General features: G+C 71.1%; 26 protein-coding genes. 7 read left to right on the top strand and 19 right to left on the bottom strand.

Annotated features, from left to right (window positions below):
* Nucleotides 1-74: 74 nt before the first annotated feature.
* Nucleotides 75-449 carry a hypothetical protein gene (locus QO010_RS18850; protein ID WP_307351749.1) on the top strand — a complete coding sequence of 125 codons (375 nt, stop codon included), beginning with the start codon at nucleotides 75-77 and terminating at the stop codon, nucleotides 447-449.
* A 1-nt stretch (nucleotide 450) separates the two neighbouring features.
* Here the strand turns inward: QO010_RS18850 and QO010_RS18845 are convergent, their stop codons facing one another.
* From QO010_RS18845 to QO010_RS18830, 4 genes are read right to left on the bottom strand one after another with little or no spacing between them, the layout of a single operon-like run.
* A complete protein-coding gene (locus QO010_RS18845; RefSeq protein WP_370873790.1) occupies nucleotides 451-1,074 on the bottom strand; it encodes an ATP-dependent Clp protease proteolytic subunit in 624 nt (207 codons plus the stop codon).
* A complete protein-coding gene (locus tag QO010_RS18840; protein ID WP_307351745.1) occupies nucleotides 1,050-1,400 on the bottom strand; it encodes an SRPBCC family protein in 351 nt (116 codons plus the stop codon). The genes QO010_RS18845 and QO010_RS18840 overlap by 25 nt, the downstream gene beginning before the upstream one ends.
* On the bottom strand, nucleotides 1,397-1,711 hold the full coding sequence (locus QO010_RS18835) for an ArsR/SmtB family transcription factor (protein ID WP_307351742.1): 315 nt from the start codon (nucleotides 1,709-1,711) through the stop codon (nucleotides 1,397-1,399). Before QO010_RS18835 ends, QO010_RS18840 begins: the two co-directional genes overlap by 4 nt.
* Nucleotides 1,712-1,743: 32 nt before the next feature.
* Nucleotides 1,744-2,214 carry a pyridoxamine 5'-phosphate oxidase family protein gene (locus tag QO010_RS18830; protein ID WP_307351740.1) on the bottom strand — a complete coding sequence of 157 codons (471 nt, stop codon included), beginning with the start codon at nucleotides 2,212-2,214 and terminating at the stop codon, nucleotides 1,744-1,746.
* A gap of 162 nt (nucleotides 2,215-2,376) precedes the next feature.
* Between QO010_RS18830 and QO010_RS18825 the strand changes: the two genes are divergently transcribed.
* From QO010_RS18825 to QO010_RS18810, 4 genes are read left to right on the top strand one after another with little or no spacing between them, the layout of a single operon-like run.
* A complete protein-coding gene (locus QO010_RS18825; protein WP_307351738.1) occupies nucleotides 2,377-3,039 on the top strand; it encodes a helix-turn-helix domain-containing protein in 663 nt (220 codons plus the stop codon).
* 58 nt (nucleotides 3,040-3,097) lie between these two features.
* Nucleotides 3,098-4,594, top strand: coding sequence for a PAS domain S-box protein (locus tag QO010_RS18820; RefSeq protein WP_307351737.1), 1,497 nt, complete (start codon nucleotides 3,098-3,100; stop codon nucleotides 4,592-4,594).
* Nucleotides 4,584-5,183, top strand: coding sequence for a response regulator FixJ (gene fixJ, locus QO010_RS18815; RefSeq protein ID WP_307351734.1), 600 nt, complete (start codon nucleotides 4,584-4,586; stop codon nucleotides 5,181-5,183). Before QO010_RS18820 ends, fixJ begins: the two co-directional genes overlap by 11 nt.
* A 59-nt stretch (nucleotides 5,184-5,242) precedes the next feature.
* Complete coding sequence (locus QO010_RS18810) at nucleotides 5,243-5,626, top strand: response regulator transcription factor (protein WP_307351733.1); 384 nt, start codon at nucleotides 5,243-5,245, stop codon at nucleotides 5,624-5,626.
* On the opposite strand, the gene QO010_RS18805 is transcribed toward QO010_RS18810, so the two are convergent.
* The 7 genes from QO010_RS18805 to QO010_RS18775 form a co-directional block, all read right to left on the bottom strand.
* The gene (locus QO010_RS18805; protein ID WP_307351731.1) at nucleotides 5,623-6,204 is read right to left on the bottom strand and encodes an NAD(P)H-dependent oxidoreductase; all 582 of its coding nucleotides are present in this window, start codon (nucleotides 6,202-6,204) and stop codon (nucleotides 5,623-5,625) included. The two genes, QO010_RS18810 and QO010_RS18805, sit on opposite strands and share 4 nt — an antisense overlap.
* A 3-nt stretch (nucleotides 6,205-6,207) precedes the next feature.
* On the bottom strand, nucleotides 6,208-6,339 hold the full coding sequence (locus QO010_RS18800) for a hypothetical protein (RefSeq protein WP_307351729.1): 132 nt from the start codon (nucleotides 6,337-6,339) through the stop codon (nucleotides 6,208-6,210).
* Nucleotides 6,336-6,902 (bottom strand): hypothetical protein, encoded by a 567-nt coding sequence (locus tag QO010_RS18795; RefSeq protein ID WP_307351728.1) that lies wholly within the window; start codon nucleotides 6,900-6,902, stop codon nucleotides 6,336-6,338. The genes QO010_RS18800 and QO010_RS18795 overlap by 4 nt, the downstream gene beginning before the upstream one ends.
* A 159-nt stretch (nucleotides 6,903-7,061) precedes the next feature.
* The gene (locus tag QO010_RS18790; protein WP_307351727.1) at nucleotides 7,062-7,367 is read right to left on the bottom strand and encodes a hypothetical protein; all 306 of its coding nucleotides are present in this window, start codon (nucleotides 7,365-7,367) and stop codon (nucleotides 7,062-7,064) included.
* A gap of 27 nt (nucleotides 7,368-7,394) precedes the next feature.
* The gene (locus QO010_RS18785) at nucleotides 7,395-9,029 is read right to left on the bottom strand and encodes an MBL fold metallo-hydrolase (protein ID WP_307351726.1); all 1,635 of its coding nucleotides are present in this window, start codon (nucleotides 9,027-9,029) and stop codon (nucleotides 7,395-7,397) included.
* The gene (prs, locus tag QO010_RS18780; protein WP_307351725.1) at nucleotides 9,026-9,913 is read right to left on the bottom strand and encodes a ribose-phosphate diphosphokinase; all 888 of its coding nucleotides are present in this window, start codon (nucleotides 9,911-9,913) and stop codon (nucleotides 9,026-9,028) included. The genes QO010_RS18785 and prs overlap by 4 nt, the downstream gene beginning before the upstream one ends.
* Entirely contained in the window at nucleotides 9,910-11,451 is a 1,542-nt protein-coding gene (locus QO010_RS18775; protein ID WP_307351724.1) for a thymidine phosphorylase family protein, read from the bottom strand. Before QO010_RS18775 ends, prs begins: the two co-directional genes overlap by 4 nt.
* A 110-nt stretch (nucleotides 11,452-11,561) precedes the next feature.
* Here QO010_RS18775 and QO010_RS18770 point away from each other — a divergent pair, with 110 nt between their 5' ends.
* Together QO010_RS18770 and QO010_RS18765 are read left to right on the top strand one after the other, a co-directional pair.
* Entirely contained in the window at nucleotides 11,562-12,158 is a 597-nt protein-coding gene (locus tag QO010_RS18770) for an NAD(P)H-dependent oxidoreductase (protein ID WP_307351723.1), read from the top strand.
* A gap of 19 nt (nucleotides 12,159-12,177) precedes the next feature.
* A complete protein-coding gene (locus tag QO010_RS18765; RefSeq protein WP_307351722.1) occupies nucleotides 12,178-14,817 on the top strand; it encodes a bifunctional acetate--CoA ligase family protein/GNAT family N-acetyltransferase in 2,640 nt (879 codons plus the stop codon).
* A 6-nt stretch (nucleotides 14,818-14,823) separates the two neighbouring features.
* Here QO010_RS18765 and hemN read toward each other — a convergent pair whose 3' ends face one another.
* From hemN to ccoO, 8 genes are read right to left on the bottom strand one after another with little or no spacing between them, the layout of a single operon-like run.
* Nucleotides 14,824-16,206: an oxygen-independent coproporphyrinogen III oxidase gene (gene hemN, locus QO010_RS18760; protein WP_307351720.1), complete on the bottom strand. Its 1,383-nt coding sequence runs from the start codon at nucleotides 16,204-16,206 to the stop codon at nucleotides 14,824-14,826.
* Entirely contained in the window at nucleotides 16,203-16,367 is a 165-nt protein-coding gene (ccoS, locus tag QO010_RS18755; RefSeq protein WP_307351719.1) for a cbb3-type cytochrome oxidase assembly protein CcoS, read from the bottom strand. Before ccoS ends, hemN begins: the two co-directional genes overlap by 4 nt.
* Nucleotides 16,364-18,526 (bottom strand): heavy metal translocating P-type ATPase, encoded by a 2,163-nt coding sequence (locus QO010_RS18750; protein ID WP_307351718.1) that lies wholly within the window; start codon nucleotides 18,524-18,526, stop codon nucleotides 16,364-16,366. Before QO010_RS18750 ends, ccoS begins: the two co-directional genes overlap by 4 nt.
* Nucleotides 18,517-19,005: a FixH family protein gene (locus tag QO010_RS18745; RefSeq protein ID WP_307351717.1), complete on the bottom strand. Its 489-nt coding sequence runs from the start codon at nucleotides 19,003-19,005 to the stop codon at nucleotides 18,517-18,519. Before QO010_RS18745 ends, QO010_RS18750 begins: the two co-directional genes overlap by 10 nt.
* On the bottom strand, nucleotides 19,002-20,486 hold the full coding sequence (gene ccoG / locus QO010_RS18740) for a cytochrome c oxidase accessory protein CcoG (protein ID WP_307351716.1): 1,485 nt from the start codon (nucleotides 20,484-20,486) through the stop codon (nucleotides 19,002-19,004). Before ccoG ends, QO010_RS18745 begins: the two co-directional genes overlap by 4 nt.
* Nucleotides 20,487-20,494: 8 nt before the next feature.
* Nucleotides 20,495-21,376, bottom strand: coding sequence for a cytochrome-c oxidase, cbb3-type subunit III (gene ccoP, locus QO010_RS18735; protein WP_307351715.1), 882 nt, complete (start codon nucleotides 21,374-21,376; stop codon nucleotides 20,495-20,497).
* Nucleotides 21,363-21,542 (bottom strand): cbb3-type cytochrome c oxidase subunit 3, encoded by a 180-nt coding sequence (locus QO010_RS18730; RefSeq protein ID WP_307351714.1) that lies wholly within the window; start codon nucleotides 21,540-21,542, stop codon nucleotides 21,363-21,365. The genes ccoP and QO010_RS18730 overlap by 14 nt, the downstream gene beginning before the upstream one ends.
* Complete coding sequence (gene ccoO / locus QO010_RS18725) at nucleotides 21,539-22,276, bottom strand: cytochrome-c oxidase, cbb3-type subunit II (protein WP_307351713.1); 738 nt, start codon at nucleotides 22,274-22,276, stop codon at nucleotides 21,539-21,541. The genes QO010_RS18730 and ccoO overlap by 4 nt, the downstream gene beginning before the upstream one ends.
* Nucleotide 22,277: the final 1 nt, after the last annotated feature.

Here is a 22,277-nt window from a genome sequence, read left to right as displayed (position 1 = left end):
ATCACCGGCCGGCCATCCGGGCAACCATCTTTCCGCGCGCCGCAACCGCCGGATGGGCCGGGCGTTGAGGGGCGATGTGGAAACCCATCGCCCTCCTCCTGGCCCTGACCCTCGCGCCTGGCGTCGCGATGGCCGCCGCCGCGCCCAACGTCAGCGCCGCCTTCGGCAACACCATCTTCTCCACCTATCCTGACGGCCGCCACGGCCGCCTCTGGCTGAAGGCTGACGGCAGCTACGACTACCGCGGCCGGCGCAACACGCCGTCGAGCGGCCGCTGGCATATCAAGGGCGACAAGGTCTGCCTCAGGCAGAGCCGGCCGAAGGCCATACCCTTCACCTACTGCACGACGGCGCCCACCGGCGGCGTCGGGGCCACCTGGAAGGCCAAGGCGGTGACGGGGGAAGCCATCACCGTGACTCTGGTCAAGGGCATCGCGCCCCTCAGATAGGCTAAGCCGCCTCCTGCTCGTCCCTGGTCTTGTAGACGTGGTCGACCAGCCCCCAGGCCTTGGCCTCCTGGGCGTTCATGAAGTTGTCGCGGTCCAGGGTTTCGGCGACCTCGTCCATCGAGCGGCCGCAGTGCTCCGAATACAGCTCGTAGATGCGCTGGCGCATCTTGATGATGTCCTCGGCGTGGCGGGCCATGTCGGAGGCCTGGCCCTGGTAGCCGCCGCTGGGCTGGTGCAGCACGATGCGGGCGTTGGGCATGCAGACCCGCGAGCCCGGTTCGCCCGCCATCAAGAGCAGGCTGCCCATCGAGGCGGCGAAGCCCATGCACAGGGTGGCCACCGGGCACTTGATGTACTGCATGGTGTCATAGATCGCCAGGCCGGCCGTCACCACCCCGCCGGGTGAGTTGATGTAGAGGCCGATCTCCTTTTTCGGACTCTCGGCTTCCAGGAACAGCATCTGGGCGCAGATCAGGGCGGCCATGCCGTCCTCGACCGGGCCGTTGACGAAAATGATCCGTTCCCGCAGCAGCCGGGAGAAGATGTCGAAGGCCCGCTCGCCGCGGCTCGACTCCTCGATAACCATCGGCACCAGGTTCATCAGGCCGCCCATTGCATCCCCCATTGGCCGTTCGGCGGGTCGTTGGCCAACAGGGCCGGTTCGGGCGCGAGGGTCATGAAGTCGTCGTGGATGATCCGCAGCCGAACCCCGCCCTCGGCGTTGGCGCCGATCACGAAGGTGACGGTGCTGGCGATCCGCTCGCCCTGTGGCGAGGTCTCCCGCCAGCCCAGCCGCAGCAGGCGGTCCGGCTGGGCCTCCAGCACCTCGCAGTCGACGCCGTTGTCGTTGGCGCCCAGCCAGCGCTCGCGCAGCTCCGGCTCGCTGATGGCCCGCCAGACCTTGTCGGCCGGCTCGTCCAGGTCGAACTCCAGATCGATCTGATCGCTCATTCGTCCATCTCCTTGAGCACGGTTTTCAGGCGCTCGACCCGGTCGGGCCAGAAGGTGCGGTAGCGCTCGACCCAGGCCTGCAGCCCGGCCAGGGCGTCGGGCGCGGCCCGGTAATAGGCGAAGCGGCCCTCGCGACGCTCGGCAACCAGCCCCGCCTGGCGCAGGGCGGCCAGGTGCTGGGAGACCGCCGGCTGCGACACCGGCATGCCGGCGGCGAGATCGGAGACGCTCAGCTCGGCGGCCGTCAGCCGTTCGAACACCGCGCGGCGGGTGGGATCGGCCAGGGCCTTGAAGACGGCGGCTTCGAGCATGCAGTCATATAAGCAACGGCTTATTCGATTCGTCAAGCGCCCTCGTCGAACCGTCCGCCCGGCTGCTGGGCGCGGAAACGGGCGGTCCAGGTCCGCCGAAGCTGATCCTCGCTCTGACCATCGTCATAGGCCGGCGAGGTCAGGGGCGCGGCGCGGGTCACGGTGATCACCACCACGGCGCGGACGCGGGCCGCCAATGAGCTCTTCAGCCGCTCCAGCAGGTTATCAAAGCCGGCCTCACCGCGCCGGACCACCGCCGCCGTTCCGGCGAACCGGTAGCCCCGGCGCGAGAAGGGATCGACGAAATTGACCTCGACCCTGGGCTCGGCGGCCAGGTTGCCGACCGTGCCGGGCGAGCGGATGTCGCCGAAGGCCAGGGTCTGATCGTCCAGCACGGCGAAGGAGCCCTTGGGCGAGAGGCTTGGGGCGCCGTCGAGGCCGACGGTGGCGACAAATCCCAGCCGCTGTTCCTCGACGATCCGCTTCATGTCGGCTGTGAGCACGGTAGGCCTCGCTCGGTTGACCGCCCGGCACAAGACAGCCGCCGGCCGGCCGTTTCAAGGCGGAACGCCGCCGGGCTCCGTAGAAACCCTTAGTGGAAGCTCCCAAATTTCGCGGTGCGCGGATCGCCCCTACTCCTTGGTCAACACCACGGAGATCCGATCATGTCGCTCACCTACGACAGCCAGTTCCCCGCCACCGCCTTTGGCCTGACCGGCCATTGCGACGCCACCGAAGCCCTGTCGCGCATGGGCCTTCGCCTGCGCATCGCCAAGGACGAGGAAATCTACGGCCAGGACGAGGACGCCGACCTGATCTACCGGGTCGTCTCGGGCGCGGTGCGCACCACCAGCCTGCTGCGCGACGGGCGCCGGCAGATCGGTGAGTTCTACTATGCGGGCGAGGTGTTCGGCATCGAACCTGGCCAAAGCCATCGCTTCTCGGCCGAAGCCCTCTGCGACTGCGAAGTCGTGGCGGTGAAGGCCTCGGCCCTGAAGGCGGCCGTCGGCGAGGCGGCGTTCGACCGCATGGTCTGGCGGGCCACCAGCCGCGAACTGGACCGGGCGCAGGAGCATGTGCTGTTGCTGGGCCGCAAGACCGCCAGCGAGCGGGTGGCCAGCTTCCTGATGGACATGGCCGAACGCGGCCGGGCCGAGGCGGTGGTTCTGCCCATGGGTCGCCAGGACATGGCCGACTATCTGGGCCTGACCATCGAGACGGTCTCGCGCACCCTGACCCAGCTCCAGAACCGCCTGGTCGTCGAGTTCGCCGGCCTGCGCCAGTTCCGGGTCAACGACCTGGGCGCCCTCTCGCGCATGGCCGCCTGACCCCGCGACGAACCGTCCCCGGGGTTGCAAGGAGGGCCAATCGATCCTAGCCATCGGTATGCCGTTCATTTCACTGGACTCGCGCATCCAGCGCCTGCGCCGCCCCTGGATCAGCCAGGGCGCGGCGCTTGTGCTGTCGACCCTGGCGCTGGGGGCGCGGTGGCTGCTGATGCCGGTCCTCGAGAACCGCCCGGCCTTCCTGATCTATGTCCCGGCGGTGCTGCTGGCGGCCGCCTTCTGCGGGCCGGGGGCCGCCCTCACCACCACCCTGCTGACCTTTGTGGGCTGCGTGGCCATCACCGGCTGGACGTTGTTCGAGCGTCCGGGCGATCTGCTGAACGGCGTCATCTTCCTGGTGCTGGGACCGTTGATCGCCTACGGCGGCTGGCGGCTGCAGGGCCAGTCCACCCGCGCCAACAACGCCCTGAACCACCTGGCCGAACGCGAGGCCCATCTGCAGTCGATCCTCGACACCGTGCCCGACGCCATGGTGGTGATCGACGAGCAGGGGATCATGCAGTCGTTCAGCGCCACCGCCGAGCGGCTGTTTGGGTGGAAGGCGGGCGAGGTGATCGGCCGCAATGTCAGCATGCTGATGCCCCAGCCCTATCGCGACGCCCATGACGGCTATCTGCTCCGTTACCTGACCACGGGCGAGCGGCGGATCATCGGCATCGGCCGCGTGGTGGTGGGCGAGCGCAGCGACGGCTCGACCTTCCCGATGGAGCTGGCGGTGGGCGAGATGCGCTCGGGTCCGCAGCGCTTCTTCACCGGCTTCGTCCGCGACCTGTCGGAGCGGCAGGAGACCGAGCGGCGACTGCAGGACATGCAGGCCGAGCTGGTCCATGTCTCGCGCCTGACCGCGCTGGGCGAGATGGCCTCGGCCCTGGCCCATGAGCTGAACCAGCCGCTGTCGGCCATCGCCAACTATGTGAAGGGCTCGGTCCGCATCCTCGACCAGGCCGAGCCGGACAAGGACAGGATCCGCCACGCCCTGGGCCAGGCCGGCGAGCAGGCGCTGCGGGCCGGCGAGATCATCCGCCGCCTGCGCGACTTCGTCAGCAAGGGGGAAACCGAGCGTCGGATCGAGCCGTTGCCCAAGCTGATCGAGGAGGCCGCCGCCCTGGCGATGATCGGGGCGGCCGATACCGGCGTGCGGGTGCGCATGAACCTTTCGCCCAAGGTCCCCTTCGTGCTGGCCGACAAGGTGCAGATCCAGCAGGTGCTGCTCAACCTGTTGCGCAACGCCACCGAAGCCATGCAGGATTGTCCCCGACGCGACCTGACCATCGTTTCCAGGCCGGCGGGGAAGGACATGGCAGTCATCACGGTCACCGACACCGGACATGGCATCCAGCCGGCCATCCTGGAGCGGCTGTTCCAGCCGTTTGTAACCAGCAAGGACCAGGGCATGGGCGTAGGGCTGTCGATCTCACGCACCATTATCGAGGCGCATGGAGGGAAGATCTGGGCCGAGCCGGCCGAGGGCGGCGGCACGGTGTTTTCCTTCACCCTGCGGACGGGCCAGCCTGAGATGGTCGACGATGCCGCCTGAAGCCCTCATCCACGTCATCGACGACGACGAGGCGATGCGCGAATCCCTGGGTTTCCTGCTGGACAGCGCCGGCTTCGAGGCCCGGACCTACGACTCGGCCCTGGGCTTCCTCGAGGCGGCCCAGGACCTGGCCGGCGGCTGCATCGTCACCGATGTGCGCATGCCCGGCATGAACGGCCTGGAAATGACCCTGAAACTCAAGGCCATGGGCGTCGGCCTGCCGATCGTGATGATCACCGGCCACGGCGACGTGCCCATGGCGGTGGAATCAATGAAGGCCGGCGTGGCCGATTTCCTGGAAAAACCCTTCGATGACGAGGCGCTTTTGCGGGCCATCCGCTCGGCGATGGCGGTTGCCGCCAGGCCCGCGCCGTCCGCCGGAGCCTCCACGCCGTTCGACGCCCTCTCGCCGCGCGAGCGGGACGTCCTGGCGGGCATGATCGAGGGCAAGGCCAACAAGGTCATCGCCTTCGACCTGGGGATCAGTCCGCGAACGGTCGAGGTCTACCGGGCCAATGTGATGACCAAGACGGGCGCCGGCAGCCTGGCCGAACTGGTCCGCATGGCGATGACCGCCGGCCTCGCCTGATCTCGGCTAGCTTGCGCTGCATCAAGGCCGCTCCGGCGCGCATGAGCCATTGTGGGGATATGCTGAAGCGTTCCCCCACTCCCCAGACCGTGGTTCTCGTCGACGACGACGCCGCGCTGCTGGCCTCGATGCGTTTCATGCTCGAGCTCGAGGGGCTGGCGGTCGAGACCCTGGACAGCGCCGAGGCCTTGCTGGACCACCCGTTGCCGCCCGCCCCGGCCTGCCTGGTTCTGGACCAGCATTTCGAAGGCCTCAGCGGGCTGGACGCGCTACGTCGGCTCCGCGAGCGGGGAGCGACCCTGCCGGCCCTGCTGATCACCAGCCGCGCGCCGCCGCTGATGCGGGACGAGGCCGCCTCGCTGGGGGCGGTGGTGGTCGAAAAGCCGCTGCTGGGCGATGGGCTGCTGGCCGAAATCCGCGCCGCCCTGGCGGTGGAGAGCTAGGCCCCCGCCTCGCCCAGCGCCTCGACCTGGTCCAGCCAATCGGCGCGGCGTTCGGCCGATTGCTCGACGCCGCCCAGGATCAGGCTGCGCGCCGGCGAGACGCCGGCCATCCACAGGATGCCGCGCTCCAGGCATTTCAGCCCGTGGGCGCCGAACACCCAGCGGAAGATGGGCCTGGGCATGCCCATGGTGACGATGATCCGGGCCGTGCGCCCCTTGAGCAGCCGGCGGACGGGCTCTCCGGGCCGGCTGATGGCGAAGCCATAGCGGAAGGTCTGTTCGAAAAAGGCCTTCAGGGCCGCCGGCATCGTTCCCAGCCACAGCGGGAAGATGATCACCAGATGATCGGCCCAGGCGATGGCCTCCTGGGCCTGGAGAATCTCCTCCGGCGGCTGGCCGCCCTCGAACTCGGCCCGGGTGCGGACCGGGGGCGGGGCCAGTTTGCCGACATCGATGCGGCGGATCTGCCGGCCCGCCGCGCTGGCCCCGCGAACATAGGCGCCCGCCAGGGCCGCGGCGAAACGGGCCGGGTCCGGGTCGGGATGGCCGTTGAGCACCAGGATCCGGCGGCCGCCCACGGCTCAGTCCTCGGCCCGGCCGGGCCGCGGGCGGCGGCGGGGCCGCAGGTAGATCGCTGCGCCCACATAGGCCGCGACGAAGGCCAGGATTGCGCCGAGCGCCACGAGCGGCAGGATGGCGTGCAGGCTGGTCATGCCGCCGCCAGCCGTTCGCGGAAGGCGATCCGGCGGGCCAGGACCGCCAGCGGCAGGGCCAGCAGATCGACGGCGACCAGGATGGCCGAGTCCCGCGGATGCTCGACCGTGAAGGTGGTGAAGATCAGGAAGATCACCACGGCCGGCGACAGCAGGGTGACCAGGGCCGGCAGCCGGGCTCGCCAGGAGGCCAGCCAGACCGGCGCGGTCAGCACCAGCAGGGCCCCGGCCTGCACCGTGGCGGCGAACAGCATGACCGTGACCGGATCGGGCGCGGCATAGAAGTCGACAAAGATCAGCCGGGCGCTGACCAGCCCCGTGGCCAGGCTCCACACCAGGGCGCTCCAGAACACCCCGCCTTCCAGCGCGTAGATGAAGGCCGCGACCGATCCCGCCAGCAGGCTCATCGCCAGCACGCTGGGCCCCCGCGTCTCGATGAACGGCGCGACCAGGGCGAACAGGGCCAGGGCGACCAGCGCCCCCAGGGCGACCATGCCGGCCGGGTGGCGGTGATCGCGCGGCGAGACGGCGAACCGTTCGATATGGGTGATCACGATGCGCATGGCGGGCTCCGGAAGGCGACGGGATCAGCCTGACCGTACCTGCCGCCCTCCGCCTTGATTTCGCGCAAGCGGCTTCTGGAACGAAAAAGCCCCGAGAAGCGGGGGCTTCTCGGGGCGTATCACCGGCCGCGTGCGGGGGGATGGCCGGCGACAACTCTTTCAGGCGGCCCGGGACCGCTGGGCGATGGCCAGGCCGATCACCGCGACCGCGGCGGCGGCGATGGCGGCCGTGGCGGCGGGATGCTCGCGAATTTCCTTGCCGGTGCGCTCGGTCAGGGCCTTGCTCTCGGTCCTGGCGGCCTCGACCAGCTCCATCGCTGAACGGGCCATGGTGACGGCCGTGGACGACATCGCATCACCGGTGTTCTCGCCGAGATGGCGGGTCAACCGGCCCAGATGATGCACGACGTCATCGAACACGTCATCGACGCTGTGAGCGATCTGCCTGGCGACGGACTTTCCCATGACGGTTCCCCTTTGGAAGGTGCAGGATCAGGATGCCTGGGCGCCGGCCGGAGCGGATTGATCTCGATCAACGGGCGCAGATTTTTTCAGATCCTCCAGGAGCCGCTGAAGCAGCGCCTCGCGGGCCGCGTCATCGGCCGCGCTGTCCAGGGCCGCGTTCAGGGCCAGCAGCAGGCGGGCGCGGTCGTTGTGCCAGTCCAGCCTGGCCGTGGCCGCGGGGTCGATGCGGGCCGGTCCGGCGGGCTGGGTCTCGGCGCCGGCGCGGCGCAGCTTGAAGGTCTCGTCCAGGCGCGGAATGGCCAGGCGGTCCGGCGCGAAGCCCGCCGCCGTCAGCCGGGCGGACAGACCCTGGGCGGCGTTCGGCTCGCCATGGGCGATAAAGACGGTCCCGGCCACCGGCTCGCGCGCCTGGGCCCAGCGGACCAGGCCGCCGGCGTCGGCATGGCCCGAATACGTATCCAGCATCCGGATGCGGGCGCGCACCCGCACCTCGTCGCCCTGGATGCTGACCCGCTCGGCGCCCTCGGCCAGCAGACGGCCCAGGGTTCCGACCGCCTGGAAGCCGGTCAGCAGCACCGTCGCCTCCCGCCGCCAGAGCAGCCGCTTGAGGTGTTTGCGGATACGGCCGGCGTCGCACATGCCGCTGGCCGCCATGATCACATGCCAGCCCTTCAGCCGCTCCAGGCCGTCGCTCTCGGCCGGCTTGCCCAGGAAGCGCAGGCGGCCGGCCTGGTGCAGCGCCTCGAAGGGGTTGCGGCCCGACGACTTGTTCCAGCCCCGGTCGAGGAACACCTCGGTGGCGCGGATGGCCAGGGGCGAGTCGAGGAAGACGTCGCCGGCCGGCGCCTCGCCGCTTTCCATCACCGCCAGGATGTCGCTGAGCAGTTCCTGGCTGCGTTCGACGGCGAAGGCCGGCATCAGCAGCGGCCCGCCGGCGGCATGGGCGTCGCGCATCTCGGCCGCCAGGGCCCGGCGGCGGGCGGCGGGGTCGACCACCATCCGGTCGCGGTCGCCGTAGGTGGATTCGATGATCAGATGGTCCAGCCCGGAGGGGCTCTCGGGCTCGGTGACGAACTCGGTGCCGCCGGGGCCCAGGTCGCCGGAGAACAGGGTCTTGAGCAGTCCCTCCTCGCCCTCGATATCCAGGGCGATGGAGGCCGCGCCCAGGATATGGCCGGCGGGCCACCAGATCGCGGTCAGGTCCGGCGCGATGGTCGCGGCCTCGCCGAACTTGACGGTCTGGAACTGTGGCATCAGGCGCTTGGCGTCGCGGGCGGTGTAGATGGGTTCGACCAGCGGCCGGCCGCGCCGCTGGTTGCGGCGATTGAGCTCGCGGACCTCGCCCTCCTGGATGCCGCCGGCGTCCTCCAGCATCACCTCGCACAGCGCCTTGGTGGCGGCGGTGGCGTAGATCGGTCCGGTGAAGCCGGCCCGCATCAGCTTGGGCAGCAGGCCCGAATGGTCGATATGGGCGTGGGTCAGCAGGACCGCGTCGATCTCCGACGCGTCGAAGGGAAACGGCTGGTAGTTCAGCGCCTTGAGGGTCTTGGAGCCCTGGAACATGCCGCAGTCGACCAGGACGCGCGACCGCTCGGTGCGGATCTCGGCGCAGAAGCCGGTGACGCAGCCGGCGGCGCCGTGGAAGGTGATGGTGGGAATCATCGGGCGGCCTCGTCTTGCAGCGCCAGGGCCAGGCTGGGGGCCAGTTCCAGGGCGTTGGTAGGGTGGGGAATGGAGTCTGAGGAGGCGATGCGCGCCGCGCCGGCGGCGGCCAGCCGGTCGAGGGTCGGGCCGGTGAACAGGGCGTGGATGACGCCGACATCGACCCGGGCGGCGCCGGCGGCGAGCAGCTGGCGGATGGCGGCCTCCAGGGTGGCCCCGGTGGAGCAGATATCGTCGAGCAGCAGCACGCGGCAGCCGCGCACCCGCTCCGGCTCGGCCAGGGTGAGCGTCACCTCACGATCGCCTTCGCGCGTCTTGAGGAAGGTCATCGCTTCGCCGCCGACGGCCCTGGCCGCGCTCTGGACCCAGGGCGCCGACTCGATGTCCGGGCCGACGACCAGCGGCGCGGCGCCGCCGGCCAGCCGCCGGGCCAGCGGGCTGGCGACGTCGAGATTGTCGACCGGGTGGCCGAACACCTCGGCCAGGTCGCGGGTGCGGTGCAGATGGGCGTTCACCGTGACGATGCGGTCGAAGGCGCCGCCCAGCACCTGGCCGATCGCGTCGCGGCTGACCGGCTGGCCGGGCGCGAAGACCGTGTCCTGGCGCAGATAGGGAAGATAGGGCGCGACCAGCACCAGGCGCCGGGCCCCGGCCCGGCGCGCGGCGTCCGCGGCCAGCAGCAACGGGATCAGCCGGCGGTCTGGATGGTCCAGGCGGCGATAGAGGATGACGGTGGACGCCAGCCCGGCCGGGACGGTCGGCAGGGTTTCCCCATCGGGAAAGACATGGACGTCCAGCACGGCGAGCGGGGCCGACAGGGCGTCGGCCAGCCTTTGGGCGGCGGCGCGGTCTTCCGGGAAGGCCAGGACGGAAAGGCCGCTCATTTCGCCACCCGATAGCCGCTGTCGACCCCGGCGGCCTCGACGGCGAAGCCGAAGTCGCAGGCGTCCGAGCCGTGGATGCGATAGAGCGGCTCGCCGCGCCGCGCGGTCTCGCCCACCCGCTTGAGCAGGTCGACGCCCGCCCCCGCATCGGTCGGCGCGCCGGCCAGGCGGGCGATGTTGGCGATGCGCAGGCAGTCGATGGCGGTGACCGGCCCGTCGCGCTCGGCGCAGACCTCGTGGGCCCGGTCGCCCAGCCGGCCGGGGATCGGCGAGGGCCCTTGCGCCTCGATGATGGCCTCCATCCGGGCCCTGGCCGCGCCGCCGGCCAGCAGCTCGCGGGCCCGGGCCTCGCCCCGCCCGCCCGGCAGGGCCGGGTCGGCCTCCAGCACCCGGCCGGCCAGCCGGATGGCCTTCTCGCGCAGGTCGGCCGGCGCCGCCGGGTCGCCGGCCAGCACCGCCCGCACGTCGCGGGCCTCGAGCACTGGGCCAACGCCCCGGCCGATCGGCTGAGCGCCGTCGGTGGTCACCACCTCGATGGCAAGGCCCAGCCGGGCTGCGACGAATTCGAACAGCTTGCGCAGCCGCAGGGCGGCGCGCTCGTCGCGGACCTTGGCGGAGGGGCCGATCGGCAGGTCGATGACCAGCCGGCCGACCCCGGCGGCGACCTTCTTGGAAAGGATGGAGGCGACCATCTGCTCGGGCGTGTCGATCGACAGCGGGCGCTCGACCGAGATCAGCACATCGTCGGCCGGCGACAGGTTGACCCGGCCGCCCCAGACGACACAGCCGCCGCAGCTATCGACCACCCGGCGCATCTCGGCCTCGGTCAGGTCGACCCGGGCCAGGACCTCCATGGTGTCGGCCGTGCCGGCCGGCGAGGTGATGGCGCGCGAGGAGGTCTTGGGCATGGTCAGGCCGTGGGCGGCGACGATGGGCACGACGATCAGCGAGGTGCGGTTGCCCGGGATGCCGCCGATGCAGTGCTTGTCGACGACCAGGCGGTCGCCCCCCTCTTTTCTGGCGCCCCAGTCGAGGCGCGATCCCGCCGCGATCATCCCTCGGGTCAGGTCCAGGGTCTCCTCCGGCGACATGAAGGCCGCGCAGGCGACCAGGAAGGCGGCGACCTCCATGTCCGACCAGCGATGGGCGGCGAGATCGCGGGCCACGGCGGCGAACTCGGTCGCGCCCAGGCTGGCGCCCGACAGCTTGGCCCGGATGGCGGCCAGGCTTTCCGGCGGCCGGGCCGGGCTGAGCTGGACCACATCACCGGCCGCCACGCCCAGGCGGCGGAACAGGGGCTGTGGCAGGCCGACCTCGTCGGCGGCCACCAGGCCCGCATCGCCGATCATGGTCGAGGCCTGCAGGGTCACGCCGCCGGCCCGCAGTTCGACCTTGCGCGCGCCGCGCAGGCGTTCGGGCCGCAGAACCTGACTGTCGCGGGCCAGGACCACGACATTCTCGCGGAAGGTGTCGAAGGCGAGCGGCCGGGCCCGGAGCACGCCGGGAGCGGTGGGGCTGAAGGTCGGGTTCTGCGTCATCGAACGCAGTGATGCCCCCTCCCCATTCCGGGGGCCGTGATCGAGATCAATTCGCAAAAACGCCGGTTGGCGTAGAAAGGCGCTCACCCTGCCCACGCGGAGTTCGATCCATGCGGCACGCCGTCATTCTCGCCCATCCCCGCCGCGCCAGCTTCTGCGGCGCCGTCGCCCGGACCTGCGCCAAGACCCTGAAATCGATGGGGCACAGCGTGGTGACTCGCGACCTCTACGCCATCGGCTTCGACCCCTGCCTGCGCGCCGAAGAACTTCCGACCACGCGCGGCCACGCGCCCCGCGCCGATGTCGTCGCCGAGCGGGCCAAGCTGGCCCGCTGCGACAGCTTCATCTTCATCTATCCCTTCTGGTTCAACGCCCCGCCGGCCATCCTCAAGGGCTATGTCGACCGGGTGTTCAGCCTGGGCTTCGGCTATCGACCGGCGCTGGGCGGCACGGCCGGCCTGCTGATCGGCCGCAGCCTGATGAGCGTCTCGACTTCCGGCGCGCCGGAAGACTGGGTCGAGGCGACCGGCGCCCTGGGCTCGCTGGAGCAGACCTTCGACCGCCACGTCGCCGCCGTCACCGGCCTGGACGTGCGCGGCCACCTGCATCTGGGCAGCGTGGTTCCGGGCATGACCAAGGCGGTCGGCGAGACCCTGCTGGGCCAGGTCGACCAGGCCCTGCGCGAGAAGTTCGCCCCCCTCTCTTGAGCATGGGCCATCTGAGACCATGACCACCCGAAACCTGGACGCCCTGTTCGAACCCAGGTCGATCGCCCTGATCGGGGCCAGCAATCACGAAGGCTCGGTCGGCGCCGTGCTGGCGCGTAATCTGCTGGAGACCGGCTTCCAAGGCCCGGTCATGGCGGTCAATCCGCATGCGGCCTCGATCCGCTCGACCCTGGCCTATCCCTCCATCGCGGACCTGCCCATCGCCCCGGATCTGGCGGTGATCGCCATCCCGGCGGCGGGAGTCCCGGACCTGATCGCCGAGCTCGGGGCGCGGGGCTGCCGTGCGGCGGTGGTCATCTCGGCGGGGTTCGACGCCGGCGAGCATGGCTTGCGGCAAAAACTGCTGGACGCCGCCCGGCCACACCTGCTGCGCATCGTCGGGCCCAACTGCCTGGGCTTCATCTCGCCGGGGCGGGGCGTCAACGCCAGCTTCGCCCAGCTGACCCCGGCGGCGGGCGGGCTGGCCCTGGTCTCGCAGTCGGGGGCGATCACCACGGCCGCCCTGGACTGGGCGGCGCCGCGCGGTTTCGGCTTCTCGCATGTGGTCAGCCTAGGCGACCAGGCCGATGTCGATTTCGGCGACATGCTGGACTATCTGGCCCTCGACCCGCGGACCCACGCCATCCTGCTCTATGTCGAGAGCATCCATGACGCCCGCAAGTTCATGACCGCCGGCCGCATCGCCGCGCGCAGCAAGCCGGTGGTGGTCATCAAGGCGGGGCGCGGGGCCGCGGGCGCGCGGGCGGCCTTCTCGCATACTGGCGCCCTGGCCGGTTCGGACGCGGTCTATGACGCCGCCTTCCGCCGGGCGGGGATGCTGCGGGTCACCGGGCTGAGGGAGCTGTTCGACGCCGTCGCCACCCTGACCGCCGGCCTGCGGATCGAGGGCGAGCGGCTGGCCATCCTGACCAACGGCGGCGGGGCGGGCGTGATGGCCGCCGACGCGCTGGAGGCGGCCGGGGGTCGGCTGGCGACGATTTCCGAGGCCGGCCGCAAGCGGCTGGCGGCGGTGCTGCCGCCCACGGCGGGGCTGGGCAACCCCATCGACATCATCGGCGACGCCCAGCCGGACCGCTACCGCGCCGCGCTGGAAGTGCTGCTGGAAGAACCCGAGGCCGACGCGGTGCTGGTGATGAACTGCCCCACCGCCGTGGCCGACAGCACGGCCGCGGCCCGGGCGGTGGTCGAGACCGTGGCGGGCCGCTCCAGGCCGGTGCTGAGCTGCTGGCTGGGCGATCCCTCGGCCGCGGAAGGCCGGCGGGTGCTGGCCGCGGCCGGCATCCCGGCCCATGAGACTCCGGAGGAGGCGGTGCTGGCCTTCCAGCACCTGGCCGCCCACCGCGCCAGCCAGCGCCAGCTGCTGCGCGCGCCCTCCGCCGGGGCCCCTCAGGCCGACAAGGCCGCCGCCCGGGCCCTGGTCGAGGCGGCGATGGCCACCGGCCGCGACCGGCTGACCGACCCGGAGGCCCGGGCCCTGCTGGCCGCCTACGCCATTCCGGTCATCGAGAGCCGGGAGGCCCCGACGCCCAAGGCCGCCGGCGCCGTCGCCGAGGCCTTGGGTGGGCCGGTGGCGCTGAAGATCCTGTCGCCCGACATCAGCCACAAGTCGGACATCGGCGGCGTGATGCTGGGCCTGACCGGCGCGGCGGCCGTCGAGGCGGCGGCGGCGCACATGCTGGAGAGCATTGGCGCTCAAAAGCCCGAAGCCCGCCTGGAAGGCTTCATCGTCGAGGCCATGGCGGTCCGGCCGAGGGCCGAGGAGCTGATCGTCGGCCTGACCCAGGACGCGGTGTTCGGGCCGGTGGTGCTGTTCGGCCGGGGCGGTATCGCGGTGGAGCTGGAGGCCGACCGGGCCGTGGGCCTGGCCCCGCTGGACGAGGTGCTGGCCGACGACCTGATCGGCCGCACCCGGGTCGCCAAACGGCTGGCCGGCTATCGCGACCGGCCGCCGGCCGACCGCGCCGCCCTGGGCCGGGTGCTGACCGCCCTCTCCCAGCTGGCCATCGACCTGCCCGAGGTCGCCGAACTGGACATCAACCCGCTGCTGGCCGACGCGGACGGGGTGCTGGCCCTGGACGCCCGCGTGCGGCTCGCCAAACCCGGACCGGCTTCGCGGCCGGCCATCGGCCCCTATCCCGAGGGCCTGGACCGCCAGATGGTCGTCCAGGGAATCGCGATGACCGTCCGCCCCATCCGCCCGCAGGACGCGCCGCGCCTGACCGAGATGGTGGCGAAGAGTTCGGCCGAAGACGTGCGGCTGCGCTTCCGCGCCGGGCTGCATGGCCTGCCGGACAGCTGGGCCGAGCGGCTGGCCCATATCGACTACGACCGCGAGATGGCCCTGGTCGCCGAACTGCCCGACGGCGCCATCGCCGGCGTCGCCAGGCTGGCCGCCGACCCTGAAGCGCTGCGGGCCGAGTTCGCCCTGATGGTGCGCAGCGACTGGAGCGGCCGGGGTCTGGGTAGCCAGCTGCTGGGCGCCCTGCTGGACTACGCCGCCGGCCGGGGCCTCAAGGAGATGTGGGGCGATACCGACCGCGACAACGCCCGGATGCTGGGCCTGGCGGAAGCGGCGGGCTTCAAGCGCGCGGCCGGCGACGATCCTTCCCGAATCCGGATGACCCGCGCCTTCCCCTGAGAACAATCAGAGCGCCTTGGAGTGCCGCCCGCCCTCGGGTTCGAAATAGCGGTCGAACAGGGCGCAGACCGAGCGGATCAGCGGCCGGCCGGCCTCGGTGACCTCGATGCGGTCGCCGCTCTGGCGGACCAGGCCGTCGGCCTCGAAGGGCGCCAGGGCGGCGCGCTCGGCGGACAGCTCGGACGGATCGCGGCCATGGCGGGCGCAGACGGCGGCCAGGTCGACGAAGAGGTCGCACATCAGCCGCTTGATCACGTCGGAGCGGAAACGGTCATCGTCTGTGAGGGCGACGCCGCGCGCCACCGGCAGCTGTCCCTGGCCCACCGCCTTGGTCCAGGCCAGTTCCTGGTGGGCGTTCTGCACGAAACCCTGCGGCAGCGAGCCGATGGCCGAGGCGCCCAGTCCAATCAGGGTCTGGGGCGGATCGTCGGTATAGCCCTGGAAGTTGCGCCGCAGCCGGCCCTCGGCCTGGGCCCGGGCCAGTTCGTCGCCCGGCAGGGCGAAATGGTCGAGGCCGATGCGGACATAACCCTCGCCGACCAGCCGCTCGGCGGCGACCTCGGCCTGCTCCAGCCGCGCGTCGGGACCGGGCAGGGCCGCGGTGTCGATCAGCTGCTGGTGGGACTTCATCCAGGGCACGTGAGCATAGCCGAACAGGGCTATCCGCTCGGGCCGCAGGCTGACCACCTGGCCCACGGTGTCCAGGGTGTTGGCCAGGGTCTGGTGGGGCAGGCCATACATCAGGTCGAGGTTGATCGACTGGACCTCGGCCTCGCGCAGCCAGGCGACGCAGTTGGCGATCTCCTCGAAGCTTTCGCGACGATTGACCGCCGCCTGCACCTGCGGCGAGAGGTTCTGCACGCCCAGGCTGGCCCGGTTGAGGCCATGAAAGGCGGCGGCGCGGACCCAGTCCCGGGTCAGGCCGGCGGGATCCAGCTCGGCGGCGATGCGCGGATTTGGCGTGAAGCGGAAGACGTGGCGCAGGGCCCGGAACAGGTCGTTGAGGTCGTCGCGCGACAGGGTGTTGGGCGTGCCCCCGCCCAGGTGCAGGCCGTTCAGCGTCATGCGGCCGGGCAGGGCCGCTTCCAGCAGAGCCAGTTCCTCGACCAGCCGGCCCAGATAGGCGCTGACCGGCTCGTGGCGGTTCACCGCCCGGGTGTTGCAGCCGCAGAACCAGCAGAGCCGGGTGCAGAAGGGGATGTGCACATAGACCGAGACGGCTTCATCGACCGGCAGCGCCGCCAGCCAGTCGCGATAGACGGCCGGCGTCACCGCCGGGGTGAACTGCACCGCCGTCGGATAGCTGGTGTAGCGCGGCGCGCGGCCATCGTAGCGGGCGACGAGCTCGGCGGGGGACGGAGCGGCGGTCTGGGCAGGTTGGGCGGTCACAACGGTGGCTCCGGAACGTCCTGCGCGTCGTCCAGCAGGATGCGGCTGGCGTCGCCCGCGGGGTCGTCATACTGGCCGTTGCGCACCGCCCACCAGAAGCCGGCCAGGCCGATCAGGGCCAGCAGGATGGAGAAGGGCGCGAGCAGGAAGATGATGTTCATTTGCGGCCTCCCGCCGTGTTCATCCGCAGGGCGTTCAGGGTGACAATCAGCGAGGATCCCGACATCGCCAGGGCCGCCACGAACGGATTGACCAGGCCCAGCATGGCCATCGGCCCGGCGACCAGGTTGTAGAGGGCCGAGAAGCCGAAATTCTCCAGGGCCCGGCGGCGGGCGGCGCGGGCGACGTCGATGGCCAGCACCACGGCGCCCAGGCTCTCGCCCGAGAACACCAGGTCGGCGGCGTTCTGGCTGGCGTCGAGCGCCGTGCCGGGGGCCATGGCGGCATGGGCCCCGGCCAGGGCGGCGGCGTCGTTGAGGCCGTCCCCGACCATCAGCACCTTGCGCCCGCCCGCCTGGCGCTGGCGCACGGCGGCGGCCTTGCCGGCCGGGGTCAGGGCGGCGGCCCAGGCCTTCAGGCCCAGGGCGCCGGCGGCCTCGGCGACGGGGCCGGGCAGGTCACCCGAGAGGATTTCGACGGTGATCCGCCGCGCCCACAGGGCTTCGAGCGACTGGCGGGCGTCCGGACGCAGGCTGTCGCGGAAGGTGAAGCGGACGGGCTCGCGGTCTTCCAGGGCGAACCACAGTTCGGTCTCGCCCGAGGCGACGCCCTCGACGCCGGCGAACTCGGCCCGGCCCAGACGGGCGCGGCGGCCGTCGATGCGGCCCTCGATCCCCTGGCCGGCGGTCTCGACCGTATCCTGGGCCATCGGGCGGTCGGGGCCGGCGGCGGCCAGGGCGCGGGCCAGCGGATGGGACGAGGCGCGGGCCAGAGGGGCGGCCAGGGCCACGTCCCGCGGATCGGCGCCCTCCAGGCTGGGACGGCCCAGGGTCAGCACCCCGGTCTTGTCGAACACCACATGGTCGATCTCGGCCAGGCGCTCCAGCGCCGCGCCGGACTTGACCAGCACGCCCTGGCGGAACAGGCGCGAGGAGGCGGTGATCTGCACGGCCGGCACGGCCAGGCCCAGGGCGCAGGGACAGGTGATGATCAGCACCGCCACCGCCCGCAGCAGGGCCTCCAGCGGCCCCAGGCCCAGTATCCAGCCGCCGATGAAGGTGGCCGCCGCCAGGCTGTGGACGACGGGCACATAGAGGGCCGCGGCCTTGTCGGCGAGGCGGACATAGCGCGAGCGGGTCTGGGCGCCGGCCTCGACCAGCCGGGCGATGGCGGCGACGGCGGAATCGGCGCTGGCCGCCGTGGCGCGCAGGCGCAGGGCGCCGGTGAGGTTCAACGCGCCGGCATGGGCGACATCGCCGGCCTTGACCGGCTGGGGCGCGGTCTCGCCCGTCAGCAGGGCGTTGTCGAAGCTCGACACGCCGCTCTCGACGACGCCGTCGACGGGCAGGCGTTCGCCCGGCCGCACCAGCAGTTCGTCCCCGACTCCGATCTCGCCGACCGGCACGCGGCGCTCACCGTCGGCGCCGAGCAAGGTGGCCAGGGGAGATTGCAGGGCCAGCAGGTCGGCGGCCGCGCCGCGGGCCCGGCTGCGCAGGCGATGGTCGAGGTAGCGGCCGACCAGCAGCAGCAACAGCAGCGAGACGGCGGCGTCGAAATAGGTGTCGCGGCCGTGGATGGCGGCCTCGAAGAAGCTGATGGCCAGGGTCAGCAGCACGCCGATGGAGATCGGCACGTCCATGTTCGCCCGGCCCTTGCGCAGCGAGCGCCAGGCCGACTGGAAGAAGGGCATGCCGGCATAGAGGGCGCAGGGGGCGCCGATCAGGCCGCTGGCCCACTGCATGAAGGTGCGGGTGCTCTCGCCCAGCTCCTGGCCGAACAGGCCGGCCCACAGCGGCACCGAGAACATCATGGCGTTGCCGGCCCCGAAGGCGGCGACGCCCAGGGCCAGGATCAGCCGCCGGCCCTCGCGGTCGGCGGCGATGGCCGCCTCGCCCGGATCGTAAGGGGCGGCCGGATAGCCGAGGGCCTCGAGGCGCTCGATCAGATCGGCCAGGCTCGGGGCCCGGACGCCCGTGGCGACGGTGAGCTTGCCGGTGGTCAGGTTGAGGCGGGCGGCCTCGACGCCGGGGACGGCGGCGATCTCGCGCTCGATCTTGCCGAGGCAGGCGGCGCAGCGGGCGCCCTTGACCAGCAGTTCCAGCCGGCCGCCGGGGCGGTCCTGGGTCGCCAGGCCGGCGGCGGCGTCATAGGTCAGGGCCAAGTCAGCCTCCGCTCGGCCTCGAAGCGGTGGCCGGCCTTGTCGGTGAGGGCGACGGTGAGGTCCCAGGCGCCGATCAGCCGGCCCGGACTGGCCAGGTAGTCGCCCGGCGCCGCCTCGCGGAAGCGCGGCGTGATGCGGCCCGCCTCGGTGGCCGGCCGCTCCAACCTTGCTTGGCCCGTGAGGCCGCTGACCGGGGCCCCGGCGCGGTCGCGGACCTGGACCAGCAGCTGGCCGTCAGGAGCCACGCCCGCCGCCACCGTCCAGCCCAGCTTGGCCTGGGCCGCCAGCTGGGCGAGCTTGTTGTTGTAGGCGGTCCCGTCCTCGTAGGGCGTGCGGGACACCTGGCCGGGATAGGTCCTGTAGGCCATGACCAGGAAGCCGGCGTCGACCGCGATCACCACCATGAAAAAGGCGACGACGCCGGCCAGCACATGCCAGCCCTTGATGCGGAAACCAGGTTGGGACAGCGACTGGGTCATCGGGCGTTCGAGGCTCCGGAGAGGAAGCTGGTGACGGCCTCGGCCCGGCCCTGGCCCATCTGGACCGTGAAGCGGGCCGGGGTCGAGGGGGCGCCGAGCGCGGCCGGCGGGGCGGTGACGAACACCCGCACGGCGCGGATCTGGTTGGCCGGGATCCTGGCGACCAGGGCGTCGCTGGCGGTCGGCTGGCCGGGCGTCTTCAGCCGCGCGCCGGCGGGTCCTGAGAAGCCGATGCGGACCGTCTCGTCGGTGAAGCCGCGGTTGGCGATCTTCAGGGTGTAGCCATTGCGGATGGCCCCGTCGTGCAGGGTGACGAACAGCGGATTGCGGTCGCGCAGCACATGCAGGTCCACCGACTTGCGATGGGCCAGGCCGTAGAGCATCAGGCCGGACACGAAGACCAGGGCGACGGCGTAATAGACGGTGCGTGGCCGCACCGGGTGATAGGTCGACCTCACCTTGGCCTCGCGCTGCAGCACCGCGGCGTCGGTGTCATAGGCGATCAGGCCCTGGGGCCGATCCATCTTGACCATGATCTCGTCGCAGGCGTCGATGCACAGGCCGCAGTTGATGCATTCCAGCTGGGAGCCGTCGCGGATGTCGATGCCCATGGGGCAGACGACGACGCACTGGTTGCAGTCGATGCAGTCGCCCCGGCCCTCCCAGCTCTCGCCCTTCTTGTGCGGTCCGCGCGCCTCGCCCCGGTCGCGGCGATAGGTGACCTGCAGGCTGTGATTGTCGAGCATGGCGCCCTGGATGCGCGGCCAGGGGCACATGTAGATGCAGACCTGCTCGCGCATCGTGCCGGCGAAGATGTAGGTGGTGAAGGTCAAGAGGACGCAGAAGATATAGGCCGTCGCCGGCGCCTGGCCGATCCAGAAGCTGCGGATCAGGGTCGGGGCGTCGTGGAAATAGAAGATCCAGGCCCCGCCGGTCGAAAACCCGATGACCAGCCAGGTCAGATGCTTGCCGACTTTCCGCCAGGCCTTGTCGAAGGACCAGGGCGCCGCGTCCAGCCGCATACGGGCGTTGCGGTCGCCTTCGAACAGGCGCTCGATATGGATGAAGAGGTCGGTCCACACCGTCTGCGGGCAGGCGTAGCCGCACCACAGCCGGCCGAACAGGGCGGTGACCAGGAACAGGGCCAGGGCCGCCATGACCAAGAGGCCGGTGATGAAATACACCTCCTGCGGCCAGAGCTGCAGGCTGAACAGGTAGAAGCGGCCGCCCGCGAAATCGACCAGCACCGCCTGGTCCGGCAGGGCGCCGGGGCGCTCCCAGCGGATCCAGGGGGTGACGTAGTAGATGCCCAGGGTGACGATCAGCAGCGCCCATTTGATCGTCCGCCAGCGGCCATGGGCCAGCTTGGGATAGATGGGCAGGCGGGGCTTGTAGAGGCCGCCGCCGCCCCCACCCTTGCCCTTGGCGCGCGCCGCCGCGGAGACCGGCGGGCCCTCGCGACGACTGATGACGACGGTCATGGGACCCTCTACTGACCGGCCGCGTTGGCGTGGATGTAGACCGCCAGGGCCTTGATGGTTTCGGGGTCGAAACGCTTGCCCCAGGTGGGCATGACCCCGCCCCGGCCGTTCCAGATCTGACCGCGGATGTCGGCCCGCTCGGAGCCGTACAGCCAGTCGCGGTCGGTTAGGTTGGGCGCGCCCAGCGCCTTGTCGCCCAACCCCTGCGGGCCGTGGCAGGCGACGCATTGTTCGGCATAGGTCTGGGCGCCGCGGGCGACGGCGGCGGCGTTGGCCTTCCGGCCGGAAATCCTGACCACGTATTCGGTCAGGTCGTCGACCTGGGCCGAGGTCAGCATGCCGTCGCGGCCGAAGGCGGGCATTTGCGACAAGCGGGCCGCCGGGTTCTCGGAGCGCACCCCCACCTCGATGGTGTGGCGGATGTCCTCCAGCGTGCCGCCCCACAGCCACACGTCGTCGCGCAGGTTGGGATAGCCCTTGGAGCCGGTCCCGCCGACGCCGTGGCAGGTGGCGCAGTTGTCGCCGAAGATCGACTGGCCCTGGGCCAGGGCGTAGGCCTGCAGGGTCGGATCGCGCTCGATCTGTTCGAGCGACACCGACTTGAGCCGGGCCGCCTCGGCGCCGCGGACCTGGTTGAGCTCGGCCAGCTGGCGGGTGACGTTCACCCGATCGGATGCGCCCAGCAGGCCCTTGGTGTAGCCGTGCAGGCCGGGCCAGGCGGGCATCAGGACCCAGTAGACGATGGCCACGACGATGCTGCCGTAGAAGATCCACAGCCACCAGCGGGGCAGAGGATTGTCCAGCTCCTTGATGCCGTCCCAGACGTGGCCGGTGGTGTCGACGCCGGTGTGCTCGTCGCGTTCCGGAGCGTTGTTCTCAGGATTGGACATGGTCGTCCTCGTCGGTCTCTAGCGGCAGCGAGGCCATGCGGTTGAAGGTTTCCTTGTGGCGGGGCCACAGGCCGTAGATCAGGCCGCCCATGAACAGGACGCCGAAGTAGAGGGTCCCGCCCTGCTGGGCGAAGCGGGCGACCGTCTCGTAGGTGAGGCCGCTCATCGCTGGTTCTCCGGGTCCTGGGCCTGGTAGGTCTTGAAGTCGACCAGCGTGCCCAGCATCTGGAGATAGGCGATCAGGGCGTCCATCTCGGTCAACCGCTCGGGATCGCCGTCGAAGTCGCGCTGGGCGACCTTGGCCCCGTAGCGCTTCTTCAGAGCGCCGCCGCCCATGTCGAAGGGATCGGCCTGGGCCCGCAGATCGGCCTGGGCGTTATCGATATCGGCCTGGGTGTAGGGCACCCCCACCCGGGTCAACGCCGCCAGCTTGGCCTGGATGTCGCGGGTGTCGAGGTTCTTTTCCGCCAGGAAGCGGTAGGGCGGCATCACCGATTCCGGCACCACGGCGCGGGGATCGACCAGGTGATCCTTGTGCCAGCTGTCGGAATACTTGCCGCCGACCCGGGCCAGGTCCGGGCCTGTCCGCTTGGAACCCCACTGGAAGGGGTGGTCATACATGCTCTCGGCGGCGAGGCTGTAATGACCGTAGCGTTCGGCCTCGTCGCGCAGTGGGCGGATCATCTGCGAGTGGCAGAGATAGCAGCCCTCGCGGATGTAGACGTCGCGTCCGGCCAGTTCGAGCGGGGTGTAGGGCCGCATGCCCTGCACCTTCTCGATGGTGCTCTCCAGATAGAATAGCGGCGAGATCTCGATCAGGCCGCCGATCGAGACGACGATGACGATACCCAGGACCAGGAGGAGCGAGTTGCGCTCCAGCAGCTTGTGTTTTTTCCACATG

The sequence above is a fragment of the Caulobacter ginsengisoli genome, from assembly GCF_030814835.1.
In the GTDB taxonomy this organism is placed as follows: Bacteria; Pseudomonadota; Alphaproteobacteria; order Caulobacterales; family Caulobacteraceae; genus Caulobacter; species Caulobacter ginsengisoli.
Note: the sequence above shows the minus strand (reverse complement) of the source record. Positions and strands in the feature narration are given on the sequence as shown.